Consider the following 18,153-nt stretch of genomic DNA (forward strand, 5'->3'; position numbering starts at 1 on the left):
GTTCGGAATGGACCTCATGCCGCCGCCTCCAATCCGCCACGTCGGCCGTAGTCGCGCACCATCGCGTCGATCGCGGGATCGGAGACGAACGCCGCTCGAACGCGCACCGGTTCCGGCTGGGTCTCGTGCTTGACATAGCCGACCCCCGCACCGATCTCGGGTTGAGGCGAGATCAGGTCCGCCGCGGCGCCGCGCTCCCGAGCGCCGTTGCCGAGGACCATGTCCACCTGGTTCGGCTCGTCCAGCCGCAGCGCGATCCGGTCCGGGAACAGGTTGCGGATGTTCATCACCTCTTTGCGCGGATCCTGCAAGGCCCCGATGACGCAGAACCCGACGGACCTTCCCTGGGACGTGAGCGTGGCTATCGCGGCATCCGCGCGCTTTCGTAGGTCGCGGTCCGGTTGATACGCCGTCAGGAACGCCAGCTCATCGACGATCAACACGACGAACGGGCATGCAGAGGAAGGCTCGTGCTTGCGGACCTTGCCCGCGAACGTCTGCGCCCGCGTATTCATCTCGCCCGCGGCGTCTTCCAGGAGTTCGACCATGGCTGCCGGCTCACAGGCGTAGCGGTGGAAGAGCGACCGGCCGTAGGACAACTCCATGCGCTTCGGGTCGCACGCCCAGAGCTGCACGATGCCCGAGCATGCAGCCGGCAGGAGCGCGCGGATGACGCCCCAGAGGACCGAGCCCTTTCCGGCACCGGTCACCCCGGCCACCAGGACGTGCGTTCCGTGAAGGCGCAGCCGCCATGGCGAGCCGTCATCACAGCGCCCGATCTCCGCCGACGTGAACTCCGGTGTCCACGGATCCTCGCGCTCCTCGGCCGGCCGCCCGAACCGGATGGACGCAAGGCCGGCAGCCCGTTTGGTGACGTCGCCCAGTCCGGGCATCGGAGGAGCTTCGAAGGATTCGGCCAGTGGGTCCACGAACCAGGCCCGCAGTACGACGACCCCGCGAGCAGGTGAAGACGCTTCGACCCGGAAGACCTTCCAGGTGTGTGCGATGCCTTCGACGTGGTCACCGAGGTTCTTGGGGATCTGCCCCGGCAGGAGGGACACAACGACGTCGAAGCCCAGTTGGTGGCGCCGGATTCGCAGGATCTTCGGGTACCGGTACTCGAAGGTCTCGTCGATCCGGGACACCGGTTCTTGCTGCCATGCGCCGAGCGCCTTGGACAACGCGGGCCAGCCCCTTCGGACTCGCGCAGCGAAGGAGAACAGCCACCACCAAACGCCGGCCACCGCCGACGTCAGGTAGATGGAGACGACCAGATACGAGGCAGTCAGGCCGGCTTTCGCGCGCACCGCCTCGTAGACGACGTACAGGGCCGCGAGTAGTAAGGCCCCGAGCTTCACCCAGGGCCGGTTGAGGACATGCATGATGGGAGACACCCCTTCGAAGATCACCAGGTCGTTCGGATGGGGGCGGCCCCGGTGTGTGAGACCCGCCAAAGTCAGTTCGCACCGGGGCCGCGTCGTACTCCGTGCACGACGAGCCGTCAGGCCGCCGTCTTGATCGCGCTCTTGAGCGGTCCGCCCGGCGCACGCAGGCCGGACGCGCGGTAGGAGAACGCCACGCGATTGTTGGACTGGTTGACGTACGCCGTCACCGTCAGGCCCTCGAACTCCACCGGCCGGAACGGCAGTCCGGGCAACGTGTCCGGAAGGACCGGCTCGGAGTCGGAGGCGACCTTGACCTTCACGGTCGCCTCGTTGGCGTCCGGGTCGCCGTCGACCACGGAGACGGCCCAGACCGGCAGCCCGGTCGTCTTGTCGCGTGCCTGAACCTTCACGCCGCCCTTGGACGCCTCGAAGTCGGCCATCGGCACCACCGACTTCGCGAACGCCCCGAACGGGAACACCGCCGCGAAGGACACCGGGATCGCACCCTTGATTGCCACGAACACACTCCTTGTCCAGTTGACTTATCAAGCACTTTCGAAGTTAGACATGACAGGTTGACTTGTCAAGTTGCTTTGTGGAGGAAACCCGCCACACACGGCGGGATCCTCACTGGACCGAGTAGACGTCTTCCAGCTCGTGGCGGTCGCCCGCCAACACCACGTCCGCGACGTACCAGCCCCGACCGGTCGAGTCATGGCCGATCACCAACAGACCAAGGACCGGCTCCCCCGCCGGCAGCTCCAGCAGTTCGGCTTCCTGGCCGTCGGCGAGCCGTGCGCAGATGCGCTCGGTGATGTGATCGATGCGGACCTTGCCGCGGCTCTCGAGATGCGCCCTCAGTCCGCCGGGCAGTGCCTGATCCGAGGCCAGGTCAGTGCGCTCCGCGAGTTCCAGCGGGAAGTAGGACGAGACCAGTTCCGAGGGTCCGTCCTCATCGCGCACCAGCCACCGCCGAAGCAGGGCCTTGGCGCCGGGAGGCAGGCCCAGCGCGGAAGCGGCTCGTCGAGGAAGGTCGACCGTCGTGACCGCGATCAACTCACCAGGGTTGGAGTCCTCGTCGCGCTCCATGACCTCCAGGCCGCGGCGAGCAGGCGTCGCGCGGGACGACTCGGGCCGTCCTCGGACGAAGGTGCCCCGGCCTTGCTGCGACTCGATCCAGCCGTCTTGCCTCAGGATCTGGAGCGCCCGCACCACGGTGGGCCGCGACATCCCGAACGCCTGCACGAGTTGGTGCTCGCTCGGCAGGAGCGAACCGGCCGGATAGGTGCCGTCTTCGATGCGCGACTGAAGCGTCTGCACCAGGCGCACGTACTTCGGTGGAGCCACCTCATACGCCATGCTGCACCCGGTTCTCACTTGACCTGTCAAACGGTTGACCCGTCTACATTCGCAGTAGATGTAGCCACTTTCAAGCTCATCCATGCAGCTCAGTCGACCGCGCAGGCCGCGCGTCACTGGCGAAAGTAGCTGGTCAGGCCAAACGAACGGCGAACCACACGACGGTCCCACCGTCTCGGCCGCGCTCACTTCCGCAATCCTCGGAGAACGCACCGACGAGGAAGAGACCTCGTCCGTCGCAGTCCTCCGGCCCGGGCGCGCGCGAGAAGGGAACTCCACACCCGGGGTCGTGCACTTCGATCCGCAACACGTCCCCGTCGAGCCAGCACAGCACGTTGATCAGCCACTCGTACGTGACCTTGACGTGCTCGACCGCGTTGGTGACCAGCTCCGAAAGCATCAACACGCAATCGGCGGAGTCGAATTCAGGGTCAATCATGTCCAGCAGCGACGCCAACTGGGCACGGCCGACGGCAACGGCTTCCGGGACCGGACGAAGGACGATTCCGCCCACGAGTTCGGCTGTCGGGCTTGGTGCGATGGGACCGGCGGGGATGGACATCGTCACGTGCGCTCCTTACCGCTGCCGTCACAGTCGAGGCAGCGCTGCTTCTGAGTGACCCTCTTTCGGCCGTTCGAGACGCTCAGCGCCGCGCTCGCCCGACCGCCCACGTGCTTCCAGCCGCGACCGCGGCAGCGTGGGCACTTCCGGGACGGCGAGTCCCCCGACTTCCCTGACGAGCCCATCCCGCCACCCCCTCTCCCCAAGTGGCCTTAGCCACTTACTGGATAGTGGCATTGGCCACTTCGGAGCGCAAGCGGTTCTGCACAGATCGTCTTCCGGCGTGCGATCAGCCCAGCGGGTACTCACGCTCGAAGGCCCACCGACCCTGCGGGTAGACCGCTTCCGCGAACTCCAACGGCCGATCGGCATCGTCGTACACCGTGTGCCGAACGACCATGACCGCCGCAGGTTCGCTCATCCCCAACTCAGCGGCCTCGTCACCGTGTGCGAGTCGTGCACAGACCCTGTCTTCGCCGTATCGGCCGTGCCGTCCGGTCACATCCTCGACATAGGCGAGAGTGCCTTGTCGGATGCGCTCCGGGATCAGCAACAGCGGCGCGACCTCGACAAGCGTCGGAGCAAACCACGACGTCGAGACTTCGACCGGCCCACCCTCGTTGTTCGTCACCCGCCGGCGGTGGATAGCTTGCGTCGTTCCGGCCGGAAGCCCGAGACCGCGTACGACGTAGTCAGGGGCATCGACCAGGCCGGTCGACTTGATCACCGCGTACTCGCCGGGCGCATAGATCTTGCCCAACTGACGGGCACGTCCGTACCGTTCGCGGGCCCGTCGGTGGATCTGGACTTCCTGAACGTACGTACCAGAGCCCTGCCGCTTCTCGACCAGGCCCTGTTGCCGAAGCGCGTCGAGCGCTCGGGCCGCGGTCGGCCGAGAGACGCCCCATTGCGTCACCAAGGCTCGCTCGGAAGACACCTCATCGCCGGGGCGGAGGTCGCCGCGCAGGATCTGATCCCGCAGAAAGTTGGCGATCTGAAGGTACTTCGGCAAGCTCTCCTCGATCTCGGGCACTGCTCCTCCTAAAGTGGCTATGACCACTGGCCACTATAGGGCTGGGCCCCTTGCCACCCGCATAGGGTGACCATGTGACGCGGCTCTTAGTGGCTGCTGGGGGAGGTGGCGACGCCGTAGCCGCCGCCATGATCCACGCAGCCGAACACGGCACCGACCAAGAAGCCCTGATCCTCACGTACTCGTGGGATCGGCTCCTCATCGACCCACGCCCAGGCCCACGCAGCGCGGCCGACTTCACCGGCCTGGAGACGTTGGCCCCGGGTGTTCTCACCATCCGCCCGACGTCAGCTCTCGTCGACTCGGCCGGCTCGTCGACCCTGCCCCGCCTCTCGGGTGAGATCAGGCCCGCGATCGCGCTCTTGGACCCGTACCGCGGCGCCGACGGCTTGACCGAGCAGATCACCGCAGCCATCAACCACACGGGTGCGGACAGCATCGAGATCATCGACGTCGGAGGCGACGTCATCGCCCGAGGCGACGAACCCGACCTCCGCAGCCCATTAGCCGACGCCCTGACATTGGCCGCATGCGCGAACGCCCACGTGCCCACGGTCGTCTCGGTCGCCGGCCCCGGCCTGGATGGCGAACTCCCCGAAGCCGAAGTCCTGTCCCGACTCGGCGATCCGGCCTTCACCCTCACCCCCGAGCAGACGACCGCCTTCCTCCCGGTCTTCACCTGGCACCCCTCGGAAGCCACATCCCTGTTGTCGGCAGCCGCCCGCGGCACCCGAGGAGTCTGCGAGATCCGCGACGCCGGCCTACCGGTCGTACTCACCGACGCCAGCGCCGGCGTCTACCGTCTCGACCTGGACGACGCCTTGGCCATCAACCTCTTGGCCCGCCGCCTCATCGCCACCACGTCCCTGGACCAGGCCGAACAAATCACCCGCGACGTCTGCGGCTTCAGCGAACTCGACCACGAACGCAACAAGGCAACCTGGCTCAGCACCAGGCCGCCGACGGACGGCAGCAAGGATGACCGCTCGGCCCGCCTGGCAGCCTTCCTCACAGAAGCAGCCAACCGCGGCAGCGACTACGTCACGTTCCGCCGCCTAGCCGAAGCCCTGGAAATCCCCCAGCCCGAGTTGCCAGCCTTCCGAGCCGCTTTGATCGCGACCACCCCTGACTCGGACACGCCACTCGTCTGGCGCACGAGGACGTAAGCCCGCGCCGTCCTCCGACCCAGCCCCAAGGCCCGGACCTATCGATCCCTACAGTCGGACGCCGCCGCCGCGAGACGCCAGGACATGCAAGAGTCCGACCAGACCCCCCGAACTCCAGATCAACCCCTTGGCGATCAGGTCCGGAACATCCGCAAGCGGCACCCACTCCATACGCGCCATCTCGCTTGTCTCGGTCGGCTCCGCAACCTGGATAGCTCCCTCCCCCACGAACACGTCATGCCATGAGTCGACCATCCCAACCATGGGCTGAAAGCGAGCCACGCGCCGGAAGGTGGCCGGTCGATAGCCGGTCTCCTCAAGCAACTCCCGAAGCGCCGTCTCCTCCGGGTCCTCCCCGGGTTCGACCAGCCCGCCGGGAATCTCCCACCCCCACCGGTCCGACACGAACCGATGCCGCCACATCATCAGAACCCTGTCCTGGTCATCGATCAGCACCGCCATGGCCGCAGCATGCAGCTTGATCACGTGATGCTCGAACCGCTCCCCATCAGGCAGTTCAACGTCTGCCAGCGAAACGCGCGTCCACTCGTTGTCGTAGACGATCCGCTCGCCACGAACGACCCATGCCGAGGAAGTGTCATCGTCGATAGCCACGCGGCGACGCTACTAGGCGGAGCAGGCACGCACGCAAATTCAGCTCCGCTGTCCCAACTCACTGCGAGCACTGCCGAATTGGGCTCTACTAGATCAAGGGGCCAGCGGGCGCGCCGCACTCGGTCGGGTGGGCCTCGCCGCGCGTGCGGCGTGGCCGCCGGTCACGGCGGGGCCCACCCGACCGAGCAGCCAGCATCGCGCAGACCACTCAGAAACCCAGGATTCAGAAAAGTGACTCATCCTGGGTAACCAGAAATGCTACATTGCATTGCCTAGCCCCAATGGAGTTTTCATATGCCACAGATGCCAAGCAACGCACAAACACTCATCATGCGGATCTTTGATGCATGGAAGAGCGAGAACCTCTCCACTGTTATTGAGAGCACCGCTTTCGAGATCTTCGCATCCGAATTGACCCTAAGATCGTTCGGCTTGGGGCTGGAAGAAATCCAAGCCGGGATTGCCGGAGGCGGCCAAGATGGAGCTATTGACGCAGTTTACGTCTTCTTTGATGACACTCTATTGGACGAAGACTCTGACGTAGTTTCGACGAGCAGCCGTCCCACTGAATTCAATCAAGACAGAAATCTAGAATTGTGGGTAATCCAAGCAAAGCGAACTCCAAGCTTCTCCGAAGAGGCAATCGACAAGCTGGAGAACAGCTTGCGCAGACTCTTGGATCTCTCACTATCAATGGAATCCCTGGAACGCCTCTACAATCCAATCCTCCTCAAACGCTTCGGGCTCTTTCGAGACGCTTGGGAGAAATTGCTGACTCGTAGACCGAGAATCAGCGTAAACGTCTTCTATGCCACACCAGGGGATATCCGAAATATCACTCCACAATTCGAGGCAAAGCAGTTCGCCCTCAAAGAAGTGATCCTTTCTGCCGTCCCAGACGCCAAGAAGGTGTCCGTTGAGCTTCTCGGCGCTAAAGAGCTGCTTGCTAGATATAATGAGCGTCCCCCTTACGCACTCTCAATGAAATATCAAGAAACCGCGACGAGCGGACGATCGCATGTCGCCCTGGTATTGCTGGAAGACTATTTTGACCTCATCACTGACGAAGAGGGTCGGCTTCGTCGACATCTATTCGAATGGAACGTTAGAGACTACCAAGGAAATGTTTCCGTCAATCAGGAGATTAGAAAATCGCTAGAATCTGATTCTAGCCCAGAATTCTGGTGGCTAAATAACGGGGTCACTCTTCTGTGTAGTGAGGCAACCAGTGCCGCCAAGACATACTCCTTGGCTAATATTCAGATCGTCAATGGGCTACAAACCAGTCACGAGATTTATGAAACCCTAAAGGCAGGTGGCTCTCAGGCCGGTGGTCGCATGCTCCTCGTGCGGATCATCGTTACCAGCGACGCTTCAACTCGCGACCTAGTAATTCGGGCGACCAACCGACAGACCGCAATCACTGATGCTTCGTTGCGCGCTACGGATGAAATTCAAAGGAACATCGAGGACTATTTCTTGACCCATGGGTGGTATTACGATAGAAGGAAGGGATACTACAAGAACGACGGCAAGGATCCCTCGAAAATCGTAAGCATCCAATTCTTGGGAGCCTCAATTACGGCAATGGGATTGTCGCGCCCCGATAAGTCAAGGGGGAAGCCGTCGTCACTCCTGAAGAATGACGACGATTACAAACTTGTTTTCAATCCTTCAATCAATCTGGAAATCTATCTCTGGGCAGCGCGACTGCAACGCCAAGTGGACGCTTTCATTCTTTCGGAAGCAGCCGAGGCGAACGTTTCACAGAAAAGCAATTTGAAGTTTCACCTCTCAATGTTGATCGTGGAGAAACTCAATGGAGGGCCGGTACGTCAACCGCACCAACTTCGTCGGCTTTCACAAAACGACGCGGGGATTAACGAGAATGAAATCAGAGAGCTCTTCGATAATCTCAAAAAATGGTCCGCAGAATATACTGCGAAGGAAAACGTAATCCTTGAGAGGGCAACTAAAGCACAGCGGTTCAGTGAACATTTGCTGCAACGCGCTAACACGGAACGGATCCGGCGAATTTCGACCTAAGCAGGCATACGACATCGAAATGTGCCCAGCGTCAGGGTCGAATCCGACAGGGATTCCAGCTGCCTGCTTATAGATCAAACACATGCGCAGGGATCCTCAAATTGTGCCCTGATTGTTTGGGCGCCTCGTGGGCCGTGCCAGAAGACTCGGGGTTGGACGACGACTGACCCGATGCGGGCAGGTCGCAGCTGCGCTGCGAGCCGGCTGGGGGCCGGCGACGCGACCTTTGGCCGCGACCGGGGCGCGCTCGTTGCGTAGGACCCCCGTTGGTGCTGGGCTTTGGGGGTCGGGCCGCGGTTGCCGAGCAGCCGGGTTGTTGGTCGGGTTGCGTGACCCGCGCGCATAAACCACGGCATGCCACCCGGTCCCCGGCATGCCGTGGACCGGGTGCCTCGGTTGGGTTTTGGGGGCAGCTGACTGGTTGTGCAGCATGCGTGTAATGATCTTGGGATTGGGCGGGTCACCGACGCGTTCCTGTGCTGGTCAGAGGCCGGTTTAGGGAATGGGCTCACACCCGCTCCGGAGCCGTGTGCGCAGGTTCGAATCCTGCCAGGGGCACATAGCGTTGTCAGGATCAGCAGCCACGGAGCCACGTGAGCTGCTGTTTTTGTTTTGGGGCTCTTTTTCGCCGTCACGATGTGTGTCACGGGGCGCAGGCGAAACAGCAAGGGCAGGACGGCCGCTGTGCGATGTACGTGCACTGAGCTTGAGGGTTCTTCCGCAGGTCACAGTTCGTATGCGGCGTACTCGCGGCGTGGCCCGGACACGACGAAAGCCCCGGGGGCTTCATGTTATGTGCCTGTTCGCGTGCTGCTTCGGGGCTGCTCATCGTGCGCGTCGCCGGTGTCGGTCCAGTCTTGCCGGTGGCCAGTCGGGTCGTGTGCGGGGGCAGCGGCCCAGCTCGATTCCGCTGGGGCGCAGTCGGCCCGACCGGTTGGCCGGCTCCGGAGGAACGTAGGGAGGGTTCCTCGGGCGTTGCGGGCGGTCAGATGAGGCCGCGGTGGGCGAGTTCGGTGGTCAGGTTGCGTTTGCGGTGGTGGGTGGTGCGTAGCGTGGTGAATTCGGCGTGCCACAGGGGTTCGCGGTTGGTGGCTCGGGCGGTGTCGCGGGCGCGGGCCAGGAGGTCTGCCGCTTGGGCGTAGGCGTGTTTGGTGGTTGTTTTGATGAGGGCGGTGGCTTCTCGCAGGTAGATCTCGAGGGCGGCTTCCGGGCGGGTGGTTCGGCCGGCGTCGGCGAGGTGGAGCCATTGGGTGCGGGTGGCGCCGAGGGTTTCGGCCGCGTGCCAGGCTTCGGTGAATCGGTTTTCGGTGAGGAGGATGTCGATCAGGGCTTGGGCCGCTCGGGCGCGGGTTTGTGGATGTTCAGCCGCGTCTCGTAGTGCCTGGAGGGCTTGGTCGCGGTAGTGGTCGGCTTCTCCGGCCGCCGCTGCGGCTTCGAGCAGTTGTCGGTGCGCCGGGACGCTGAGGCGGTGTCGGAATTGGTCCCACCGGACCTTCAGGGCGTCGGCGTAGCGGCCGGCGGTGGTGTAGCGGTGGGTCAGGTAGTCGGCGAGCCTGGGTTCTTCCGGGTGTTCGGCGTTGCCGCGTTCGGCCCAGGTGAGGGCCTCGTCTTCGCGGCCGGCGTCGGTGAGCGCGTCGGCGATGCGGAGGTAGGCATAACCGTGGGTGAGGTCGGTGGCGAGTGCTTCGACGAGTGCGTCGGTGTCCTCCCGGGCCTCGGCCAGGTCTTCCCGTAGGTGCCGGATCAACCATCCGTTTCGGTTCCCGGCGGACCCGGCTTCGCGCAAGCGGGCGGCGTAGTGCGCGATGCCGGCCTCCCCCAGCGGCTGCGTGTAGTCCTGGATCGCCAGTTCCGGCCAATTGTGGTTCGCGAGTTGGAAGGCGAGGAGCCAGTCGGCCAGTTCGACGGGATCGGGTGAGGCCGTCGCGCACGCTTGGGCGTGCAGTTCGACCAATGCCTCGCCCTCCTCGGTGATGCCACCGTCGGAGTCGTCGATCGACTCGATGGCGGCGCCGATCAGGGCCAGGGCTCGGCCGGCGAGGTCCATGACGGCGACATGGTGGCCGGCGGCGGACAACTCCCCCAGCGTCTCGGCGATATCGGCGACGGCCCCGGCGTAGGTGTGGGCGCCGTGCCGGTCCAGGTAGCCGTAGGTGCGCAGCGAGCGGCCCAGGTGCTCGCGAATCGCCGCGATGTCCGGGCCGGCACCGGCGTCGGTTCGGGCCGCGCGCAGGTGGAGGCGGCGGCGCAGGTCGGGATCGCTTCCGGCCGCCTCGTCGAGGAGGTCGACGAGTTCGCCGTGGTCGAGGGACGCCAGGTAGGCGCGCAGATCGATCGCGGCGCCCCGGGGTTCTCCGGCCGGACCGGCCTCGGCCGTACGCAGGAACACCAGGCCGACCGCGACGCAGTGCTTGCAGAAGTAGCCCTGGTCGCCGTACGGGCAATCGCACTCACCGGTGAGTTGGTCCGGCCCGAATTCGAGAACGACGTCGTAGGTGTCGTTTCCGTACACCACGGCGGTGATGACGCCCGGATCGTCCTCGGTCAGATTCGCGACCGCGTCGAGGTAGCCCTCGCCGCGCTCGAACGACTTCGATCCGGCGGCGTCGAGGAGGTCTTGCTCGGTGAATATCGACACGGCCTACATCAAACCGCATTCGGCCCGACTCTCGACCTCGTTCTACTCGCCGAGTGGGCCGGACAGCAGGCGCAGCGCCTTGAGCAGGTTCGCGAGGTCGGGAAGGTCCGCGAAGAAGGTCGCGTCCACCGCTTCCACCGCCCGCATCGCCTTGGCGGCCAAGTCGGTGCCAGAGGTGGTGATTTGGAGAAGCTTGGCTCTGGTGTCGGCCGGGTCGGCCCCTCGGGTCGGCCCCTCGGGTCGGCCCCTCGGGTCGGGTAGCCCTTGGCTTCCAGGCGGCGCGGGACTGGCGAGACGGTCTTGACGTCCATGCCGGCGTGGGCGGCCAGGGTGAGTTGGTGGGGCTTGGCGCCCCGGGTGTCGAGCCGGTACAGGCTTGTCAGCAGCACGAATTGAGGGTGGGTCAGGTCGAGCGGGCCGAGGGTGGCCGCCATCGTGCGCTGCCGGCGCGGTGTGGTGTGCCACCGGAGGAAGCCGGGGCTGTCTCGGGGGTCGGCGGCATGCCCGCCCTTCGACGTCGGCACCGAGGGTTATCTGTGCATCGACTATCTCTGTCATCGGTATCTTGACGTGGCGACGGGGCGGACATCGTCCCCTCCGCGGACGACGCCCACCCCGGTCGGGTGCCCGCTACGCGAGCAGGTTCCGCACCGCCTCCGCCGCGTCGTGGCCCGAGAGCACCGCACCGTCCATGTAGCCCTGGGACGCGCGTGCGATGTCGCCGCCCGCGAGGACCACCCGCCCGTGTGGCTCCCGCGCCGCCGCGAAGAGGGGCCACTGGCCCGGGCGAGGGGCCACCCACGTGCCCAGCGCCAGGGGGTCGGCGGTCCAGTCGTGGGTGAGCACCTCCAGGACGCGGGCGTCCGGGTACAACTGCCGCACCGCCGTCTCGATCGAGGCCCGGTCGGTCGGGTCGAAGCTCTCGGCGAGGCCGAAGACGACAAAGACGTCCTCCCCGGCGTTGTACACGGCGAGGACGCCGGGCGGCCAACAGCCCGCCTTGGTGTCGACGGGTATCCCGGTCGTCCGGGCCGCCACCTTCACCGAGCGACCGGCGTGCCCCTGCTCGGCCAGTGCCGCCACCGCCGCCGGCAGCGCGGGCTCGAAGGCGATCGCCGACCACGTGTTGAGCGGTGCCGCGACCACTGCCGCCGCGGCCGTCACGGCGCTGCCGTCGACCAGCCCGAGAACCACGCCCGATCTCTCCTGACGCACCGCCACCACCCGTGCCCCGTAGCGCAGTTCGGCGCCGAGCGAGGAAGCCATCGCCACCGCCAACGCGTCCGCGCCGCCCGCCGCCCGCTGATCCTCGGCGCCGAACGCCGCCGCCGGGTCGCCGCCCAGCGCGACGATGTCCTCGATCACGCCCGCCGCCGAGTACTCCTCGGGGCGCGCGCCCATCAGCGCGGCGCCGAGCACCGACAGGTACGCCACCGCCTGCGCCGGCAGGCCCTCAAGCAGCTCGCCGTACGCCACGTCCAACCCGTCCGGCGCCTGCGACGGCGTCAACTCGGCGGCCAACGCTGTGAGTTCCGTGACCAGCCGCTCGTACGCGGCCAGGTCCGCCCCGACCAGCGGCATCGCGCCCTCGGACGCCTCACCGTCCAGCAACCACACCTGCCGCGTCGCGCTCTCCCGTGCCGGGACCAGGTCCACGCCGTAGCGTTCGTACTCGGCCATCAGCGCCCGGTGGTACTCCGCCGAGATCCACTCCGCGCCGAGATCGACTCGAACTCCCGTACCAGGGAAGGCCTTCGACCAGGTCCGGCCGCCGACCCGATCGCCCGCCTCCAGGACCACCACGCGCAGCCCGGACGACGCGAGCTCCCGCGCCGTCACCAGACCGGCCAGGCCCGCGCCCACCACCGCCACGTCGTAGGCCGTGGTCATCGACCCTCCCCCGGGCTCACAGGCCCTCCCCCGTGTACACGGCCGCGCCCTCGACGTACGTCCCCAGCACGCGCGTGTCGCCGATCTCCGCCGGCGGGCCCGCGTACGGGTCGCGGTCCAGGACGACCAGGTCGGCGAGCTTGCCGACCTCGATCGTGCCGGTGTCGTGGTCGCGGTGGTTCACGTACGCCGTGCCCACCGTGTACGCCGCGAGCGCCGCCGTGAGGTCGATCCGCTGCTCGGGCAGGAAGATCGTGTCCGACGGCTCCGCGACGGCCGGCAGCACCCGGTTGACCGCGGTGTGGATGCCCCACATCGGGTCCGGCGCGCTGACCGGCCAGTCGCTGCCCGCCGCGAGGGTCGCGCCGGAGCGCAGCAGGTCGCCGAACGGGTATTGCCACGCCGCCCGTTCGTCACCCAGGAACGGGATGGTCAGCTCGTCCATCTGGGCCTCGTGCGCGGCCCACAGGGGTTGCAGGTTGGCGGTCACGCCCAACTCCGCGAAGCGCGGAACGTCGTCGGGGTGGACCACCTGGAGGTGCGCGATGTGGTGCCGGTGATCCGCCCGCCCGTTCGCCGCGAGCGCCTGCGCGAAGCCGTCCAGCGCCTCGCGCGCGGCCCGGTCGCCGACCGCGTGTACGTGGACCTGGAAGCCGTGCGCGTCGAGCAGCGTGACGTGCTCGCGCAGCGCCGCCGGGTCCACGAAGCTCAGTCCGCTGTTGCCGGTGTGGCAGCCGCAGCCGTCGAAGTACGGGTCGTTCATCGCGGCCGTGAAGTTCTCCGCGACCCCGTCCTGCATGATCTTCACGCTGGTGGCCGCGAACCGCCCGACCGACGAGGAGGCGCGGAGTTCGAGCAGCCGCTCCAACTGCTCGGCGCCCTGGTCCCGTTCCCACCACAGCGCGCCCACGACGCGCGCGGTCAGCTGCCCCGATCGGGCCGCGGTCAGATAGGCCTCCAGCGGGTCCAGGCCCGGATGCGCCGAACCGACCATCGCGTCCTGCCACGCCGTCACGCCGACCGAGTGCATCCGCGCCTGGCCCGCGAGCAGCGCGCGCAGGCCGTCGGCCGCGTCCAGGCCCGGGACGAGGTCGCCGACCAGCGCGGTCGCGCCCTCGTGCAGGGTGCCCTGCGGGGTGCCGTCCGGTTCGCGCTCGATCCGCCCGTCGGCCGGATCCGGGGTATCCCGTCCGACGCCCGCGAGTTCGAGCGCGCGGGTGTTGACCCACGCGCCGTGCCCGTCGGCGTTGATCAGGAACGCCGGGCGGTCGGGCACGATCGCGTCCAGCTGCTGCCGGCTGGGCGTACCGCCCGCGAACGCCTCCATGTTCCAACCGCCGCCGCTGATCCACTCCTCGTCGGGCCGGGCGGCCGCGTACGCGCGGATCAGGGCGAACGTCGAGTCCGCGTCCCGCGCGTCCGAGAGGTCGCAGCGGATCAGTGTCATGCCCGCGAGTGCGGGGTGTACGTGCGAGTCCTGGAAACCGGGTACGAGCGCGCGGCCGGTCAGGTCGATCACGTCGGTGCGCGAACCGATCAGCCCGCGCACATCCGCGTCGTGCCCGACGGCCACGATCCGCCCGTCGCGCACGGCCACCGCCGTGGCCCGGCGACGCGCGGCGTCGATCGTATGGACCGAACCACCGCGGAAGACGACATCGGCAGGGGTGGACATGGAACTCCTTGTACCGAGTTGCACTGAAAAGAGCGAAGAGAAGAAGACGCGACGCGACGAAGACCGAACGCGAAGCAATCCACGAACGCGAAGAGGACGCGAACGGCGGAGAGAAGAAGGAGAAGGAGAAGGAGAGGGAGAGGGAGAGGGAGAGGGAGAGGGAGAGGGAGCACGCCGAGCACCCCGGGCCCGATCGGTACATCGAGTCCGACCGGGCCCAAACACACCAAGGAGTCCGAGCACCCCGAAAAGACCCGAGCCCGACCCGGCTCAGAGCACCGAAACCCGAGCCCGACCCCGCTCAGAGCGCCGGAATACCCGCACCCGCGTAGTCCCACGGCCGCACCCGCTCCAGCGCCGCCGCCACCCGGAACACCGTCACGTCGTCGTAGAACCGCCCGACGATCTGCACCCCGGTCGGCACCCCGCTCGACGCGTGGCCCGAGGGCACGCTCAGCACCGGACAGCGGCTGGCGATGTTGAACACCGTCGTGAGCGACGCCTCCAGGTAGTGCTCCAACTCGACGCCGTTGATCGTGACCTTGGTCGAGGTGTAGTCGTCGTCCGCCAAAAGCGCGGGGATTCCGGCCGTCGGGCACAGCAACACGTCGTACCGGTCGAGCAGTTGCCCCACCTCGGCCTGGATCGCGGCCTCGCGCTCCAGGCCCGCGAGCAGCCCGCCCCGCTCGGCGGCGGCGACCGTTTCCTCGGCGAACTTGAGCGTGTACGCGTTCAACCGGTCGCCGTGTTCCTCGGCCACCCCGCGCACCCACGACCCGAAGATCGCGCCGAAGTGGATCTGCGCGGTGTCCATCACGTCCCGCCGGGTGATGTTCACCGGGACCTCCTCGACGATCGCGCCCGCCGCGCGCAACGCGTCCGCCACGGCACGCGTGTTCGCCTCGACCTCGGGGTCGATCAGCCAGTCCCCCAGCGTGATCGAGAGCGCCACGCGCAGCCCCTCGATGCCCTCCGGCGCGGTGGGCAGGACCAACTTGGGGCTGAGCGCCACGCCGTCCAGCGGGTGCGGGCCGGCCAGCACGTTCTGCAACAGCGCGCAGTCGGCGACCGTGCGCGCCATCGGGCCGTCGTGGCAGTACGTGTCCAGGTTGAACGGCGCCAGCGCCGGGACCCGGCCGTACGGCGGCTTGAACCCGACCGTTCCGGTGAACGACGCGGGTATCCGGATCGAGCCGCCGATGTCCGAACCGGTCGCGAGAGTGGTACTCCCGGCCGCGAGCGCCGCGCCGGCGCCGCCGGACGAACCGCCCGGTGAGAAAGCCAGGTTCCACGGGTTGCGGGTGATGCCCCACAGCTCCGAGCGGGTGAACGCCGCGCAGCTGAACTCGGGGGTCGTGGTGCGCGCGTGCACGATGCCGCCGGCCGCGAGCACCCGCTCGACCACCGGGTGCGTGACGTCGGCGACCTCGGCCGCGAACGGCACCGAGCCCTCGGAGGTGATCCGGCCCGCGATGGGCTGCTCCTCCTTGGTCGCGACCGCGAGTCCTTCGAGCGGTCGCGGCGCGTCGCCCTTGCCGGCGTAGCGGGCCTCCGCCGCCCGCGCGCCGGCCATGGCTTCGTCGTAGGTCCGCTCGGCGAGGCAGTTCACCCTCGGCTCGACGGCCTCGGCCCGCTCGATCACGGCGGTCATCAACTCGACCGGCGAGAGCGAGCGGTCCCGAAAGCGCCGCAGCGCCTCGGTCGCGGGCAGGTAGGCCAGCTCGTCGACCACGGCCGGGGCGCGCTCGGTAGCCGCCGCGAAATCGGTCTCATTGCTCATGACTGGGTCACGTCCTTCCGGGTCACGTCCTGCACAAGGTCACTGCAAAAGGTCACCGCGAGGTCACCGCACAAGGTCACTGCGAAGCCGCTGCAATAGGTCACCGCGAAGCCGCTGCAAAGGTCACCGCGAAGCCACTGCAAAGGGTCACCGCGAGGTCACCAACCGAGGCCCCTCGGGCCCATCGCCCCACACTCACCGCGCGCCGTCGGCGGCCAACGCCCGCCGATCGGCCGCGATCCTGGCCGGGTCCCACCCGACCCGCGGCACGGAATCGAGCAGCAGCCGGGTATACGGGTGTCGAGGATTCGTCAGCACTTCCTTGGTACTGCCGGCCTCGACGATCCGGCCGGCCCGCAGGACGACCACGTCGTCGGTGATGTGCCGGACCACCGCGAGGTCGTGGCTGACGAACAGGAAGCCCACCCCCGCGTCCCGCCGGATACCGGCGAGGAGTTCGAGGATCTGCGCCTGGATCGACACGTCGAGTGCGGCGACCGCCTCGTCGAGGATGAGTACCGTCGGCTCGGCCGCGAGCGCGCGGGCGATCGCCACTCGCTGGCGCTGACCACCGGACAGCGCCTTGGGCAGCGCGGTCGCCTCGCGCGTGCCCAGGCCGACCTGGTCCAGCAACTCCGCCACCCGGGCCGCCCGCTGATCCTTCGTCAGCGTGCCGAAGTGAAGTCGCAACACCTCTTCGACGCACTCCCCGACCGCGATCCGCGGGTCCAGGGACAGGTACGGGTCCTGGAAGACCATCTGGATCTCGCGCGCGCGGGCCAGTCGTTCGGCACGATTGCCGGTCCGCGTGGCGCGCTCGTGGCCGCCCACCCGGATGCTGCCCGAGTCGGGCGTGGCCAGGCCGACCAGCATGCGCGCGGTAGTGGTCTTGCCGCAGCCGGATTCGCCGACGATGCCGAGCGAGCCGCCCGGCGCGAGCGTGAACGAGACTCCGTCCACGGCGGCGTGGTCACCGAACGTCTTGCGCAGGTCGGTGACTTCGAGCGTGGTGTCGGCCGCGCCCGCGGAGCGGTTCGTCACGTCAGGATCCCCTCGTCGGCGCGGAAGCAGGCCGCGTAGGCGTCGTCGTGCCGGATCAGCGCGGGTGCCTCGTCCGTGCACCGCGGCTGTACATGCGCGCAGCGCGCGGCGAACGCGCAGCCGGTGGGGGCCTCGGCGAGCGAGACCGGGCGGCCCGGAATGGGCTTGGGCGGTCCGGCGTCCGGATCGAGCCGCGGCGTCGAGGCGAGAAGGCCGGCGGTGTACGGGTGCCGCGGCTTCGCGAACAGGCCCTCCGCGGTCTGCGTCTCGACGATCCGGCCCGCGTACATGACGTAGACCCGATCGCAGACCGCGGCGGCCAGTTCGAGGTCGTGGGTCACGAACAGCATGCCCGTGCCGCGCTCGGCCTGGAGCCGGGTCAGGATCCCGATCACCTCTGCCTGGGTGGTCACATCCAGCGCGGTGGTCGGCTCGTCGGCAAGCAGCAGCGACGGCTCACCGGCGAGGGCCGCGGCGATCACGACCCGCTGGAGCATGCCACCGGAGAAGTGGTGCGGGTGGCGCCGCATCGCGCCCTCGGGGTCGCGGATGCCGACCGCCTCCAGGAGTTCGAGCGCGCGCGCCGCGGCGATCGCGGGCGCGGTGCCGGCGGCGCGCATACCCTCGGTGAGGAAGTCACCGACCCGGCGCATCGGGTTGACCGACGCGCGCGGGTCCTGGAAGACCATCGCCACCTCGCGCGAGCGCAACGAGCGCAGGCTCGCCCTGTTCAGGCCGAGCACGTTCCGCCCGTCCACCCGAACCTCGCCGCTCACCCGGGACTTCTCGGGCAGCAGCCCGAGTACGGACCGGCACGCGACCGACTTGCCCGAGCCGGACTCGCCGACCAGGCCCACGCTTTCGCCCTTTTCGACCCGCAGCGACACGCCGTCGAGGATCGGGCGCGCGGCTCGCCCCTCGGGCAGACGCACCGTCAGGTCGTCGATTTCCAGGAATGCCATG

The 18,153-nt window shown here is 67.4% G+C and carries 14 protein-coding genes and 1 pseudogene; 2 read left to right on the plus strand and 13 right to left on the minus strand.

The window, feature by feature from the left end:
- Positions 1-14: 14 nt before the first annotated feature.
- The 5 genes from ACWCPW_RS10560 to ACWCPW_RS10580 all read right to left on the minus strand — a co-directional run bounded on the left by ACWCPW_RS10560 (position 15) and on the right by ACWCPW_RS10580 (position 4,339).
- Positions 15-1,382, minus strand: coding sequence for an FtsK/SpoIIIE domain-containing protein (locus tag ACWCPW_RS10560; RefSeq protein ID WP_449761180.1), 1,368 nt, complete (start codon positions 1,380-1,382; stop codon positions 15-17).
- 119 nt (positions 1,383-1,501) lie between these two features.
- Complete coding sequence (locus ACWCPW_RS10565) at positions 1,502-1,903, minus strand: plasmid replication, integration and excision activator (RefSeq protein ID WP_449761181.1); 402 nt, start codon at positions 1,901-1,903, stop codon at positions 1,502-1,504.
- A gap of 109 nt (positions 1,904-2,012) precedes the next feature.
- Complete coding sequence (locus tag ACWCPW_RS10570) at positions 2,013-2,744, minus strand: GntR family transcriptional regulator (protein ID WP_449761338.1); 732 nt, start codon at positions 2,742-2,744, stop codon at positions 2,013-2,015.
- A 133-nt stretch (positions 2,745-2,877) separates the two neighbouring features.
- Complete coding sequence (locus tag ACWCPW_RS10575) at positions 2,878-3,306, minus strand: ATP-binding protein (protein WP_449761339.1); 429 nt, start codon at positions 3,304-3,306, stop codon at positions 2,878-2,880.
- 289 nt (positions 3,307-3,595) lie between these two features.
- The gene (locus ACWCPW_RS10580; RefSeq protein ID WP_449761182.1) at positions 3,596-4,339 is read right to left on the minus strand and encodes a GntR family transcriptional regulator; all 744 of its coding nucleotides are present in this window, start codon (positions 4,337-4,339) and stop codon (positions 3,596-3,598) included.
- Between the two features lie 89 nt (positions 4,340-4,428).
- Between ACWCPW_RS10580 and ACWCPW_RS10585 the strand changes: the two genes are divergently transcribed.
- A complete protein-coding gene (locus tag ACWCPW_RS10585) occupies positions 4,429-5,505 on the plus strand; it encodes a DUF1152 domain-containing protein (protein ID WP_449761340.1) in 1,077 nt (358 codons plus the stop codon).
- A 48-nt stretch (positions 5,506-5,553) separates the two neighbouring features.
- On the opposite strand, the gene ACWCPW_RS10590 is transcribed toward ACWCPW_RS10585, so the two are convergent.
- Positions 5,554-6,120, minus strand: a complete 567-nt coding sequence (locus ACWCPW_RS10590) for an NUDIX hydrolase (protein ID WP_449761183.1) — start codon at positions 6,118-6,120, stop codon at positions 5,554-5,556.
- A gap of 294 nt (positions 6,121-6,414) precedes the next feature.
- Between ACWCPW_RS10590 and ACWCPW_RS10595 the strand changes: the two genes are divergently transcribed.
- On the plus strand, positions 6,415-8,166 hold the full coding sequence (locus tag ACWCPW_RS10595; RefSeq protein ID WP_449761184.1) for an AIPR family protein: 1,752 nt from the start codon (positions 6,415-6,417) through the stop codon (positions 8,164-8,166).
- 985 nt (positions 8,167-9,151) lie between these two features.
- On the opposite strand, the gene ACWCPW_RS10600 is transcribed toward ACWCPW_RS10595, so the two are convergent.
- The 7 genes and pseudogenes from ACWCPW_RS10600 to ACWCPW_RS10630 all read right to left on the minus strand — a co-directional run bounded on the left by ACWCPW_RS10600 (position 9,152) and on the right by ACWCPW_RS10630 (position 18,152).
- Positions 9,152-10,804: an SWIM zinc finger family protein gene (locus tag ACWCPW_RS10600; protein ID WP_449761185.1), complete on the minus strand. Its 1,653-nt coding sequence runs from the start codon at positions 10,802-10,804 to the stop codon at positions 9,152-9,154.
- 296 nt (positions 10,805-11,100) lie between these two features.
- Positions 11,101-11,238 (minus strand): annotated as a pseudogene (locus ACWCPW_RS10605) (MarR family transcriptional regulator); the annotation flags it as partial.
- A 196-nt stretch (positions 11,239-11,434) separates the two neighbouring features.
- Positions 11,435-12,694 carry a flavin monoamine oxidase family protein gene (locus ACWCPW_RS10610; RefSeq protein WP_449761186.1) on the minus strand — a complete coding sequence of 420 codons (1,260 nt, stop codon included), beginning with the start codon at positions 12,692-12,694 and terminating at the stop codon, positions 11,435-11,437.
- 16 nt (positions 12,695-12,710) lie between these two features.
- Positions 12,711-14,369 carry an amidohydrolase gene (locus tag ACWCPW_RS10615; RefSeq protein WP_449761187.1) on the minus strand — a complete coding sequence of 553 codons (1,659 nt, stop codon included), beginning with the start codon at positions 14,367-14,369 and terminating at the stop codon, positions 12,711-12,713.
- Between the two features lie 301 nt (positions 14,370-14,670).
- Positions 14,671-16,149, minus strand: coding sequence for an amidase (locus ACWCPW_RS10620; protein ID WP_449761188.1), 1,479 nt, complete (start codon positions 16,147-16,149; stop codon positions 14,671-14,673).
- Positions 16,150-16,344: 195 nt separating this feature from the next.
- On the minus strand, positions 16,345-17,190 hold the full coding sequence (locus ACWCPW_RS10625) for an ABC transporter ATP-binding protein (protein ID WP_449761189.1): 846 nt from the start codon (positions 17,188-17,190) through the stop codon (positions 16,345-16,347).
- Entirely contained in the window at positions 17,187-18,152 is a 966-nt protein-coding gene (locus ACWCPW_RS10630) for an ABC transporter ATP-binding protein (protein ID WP_449761190.1), read from the minus strand. The genes ACWCPW_RS10625 and ACWCPW_RS10630 overlap by 4 nt, the downstream gene beginning before the upstream one ends.
- Between the last annotated feature and the right edge of the window lies 1 nt (position 18,153).

It is taken from the genome of Embleya sp. NPDC001921, from assembly GCF_053594475.1.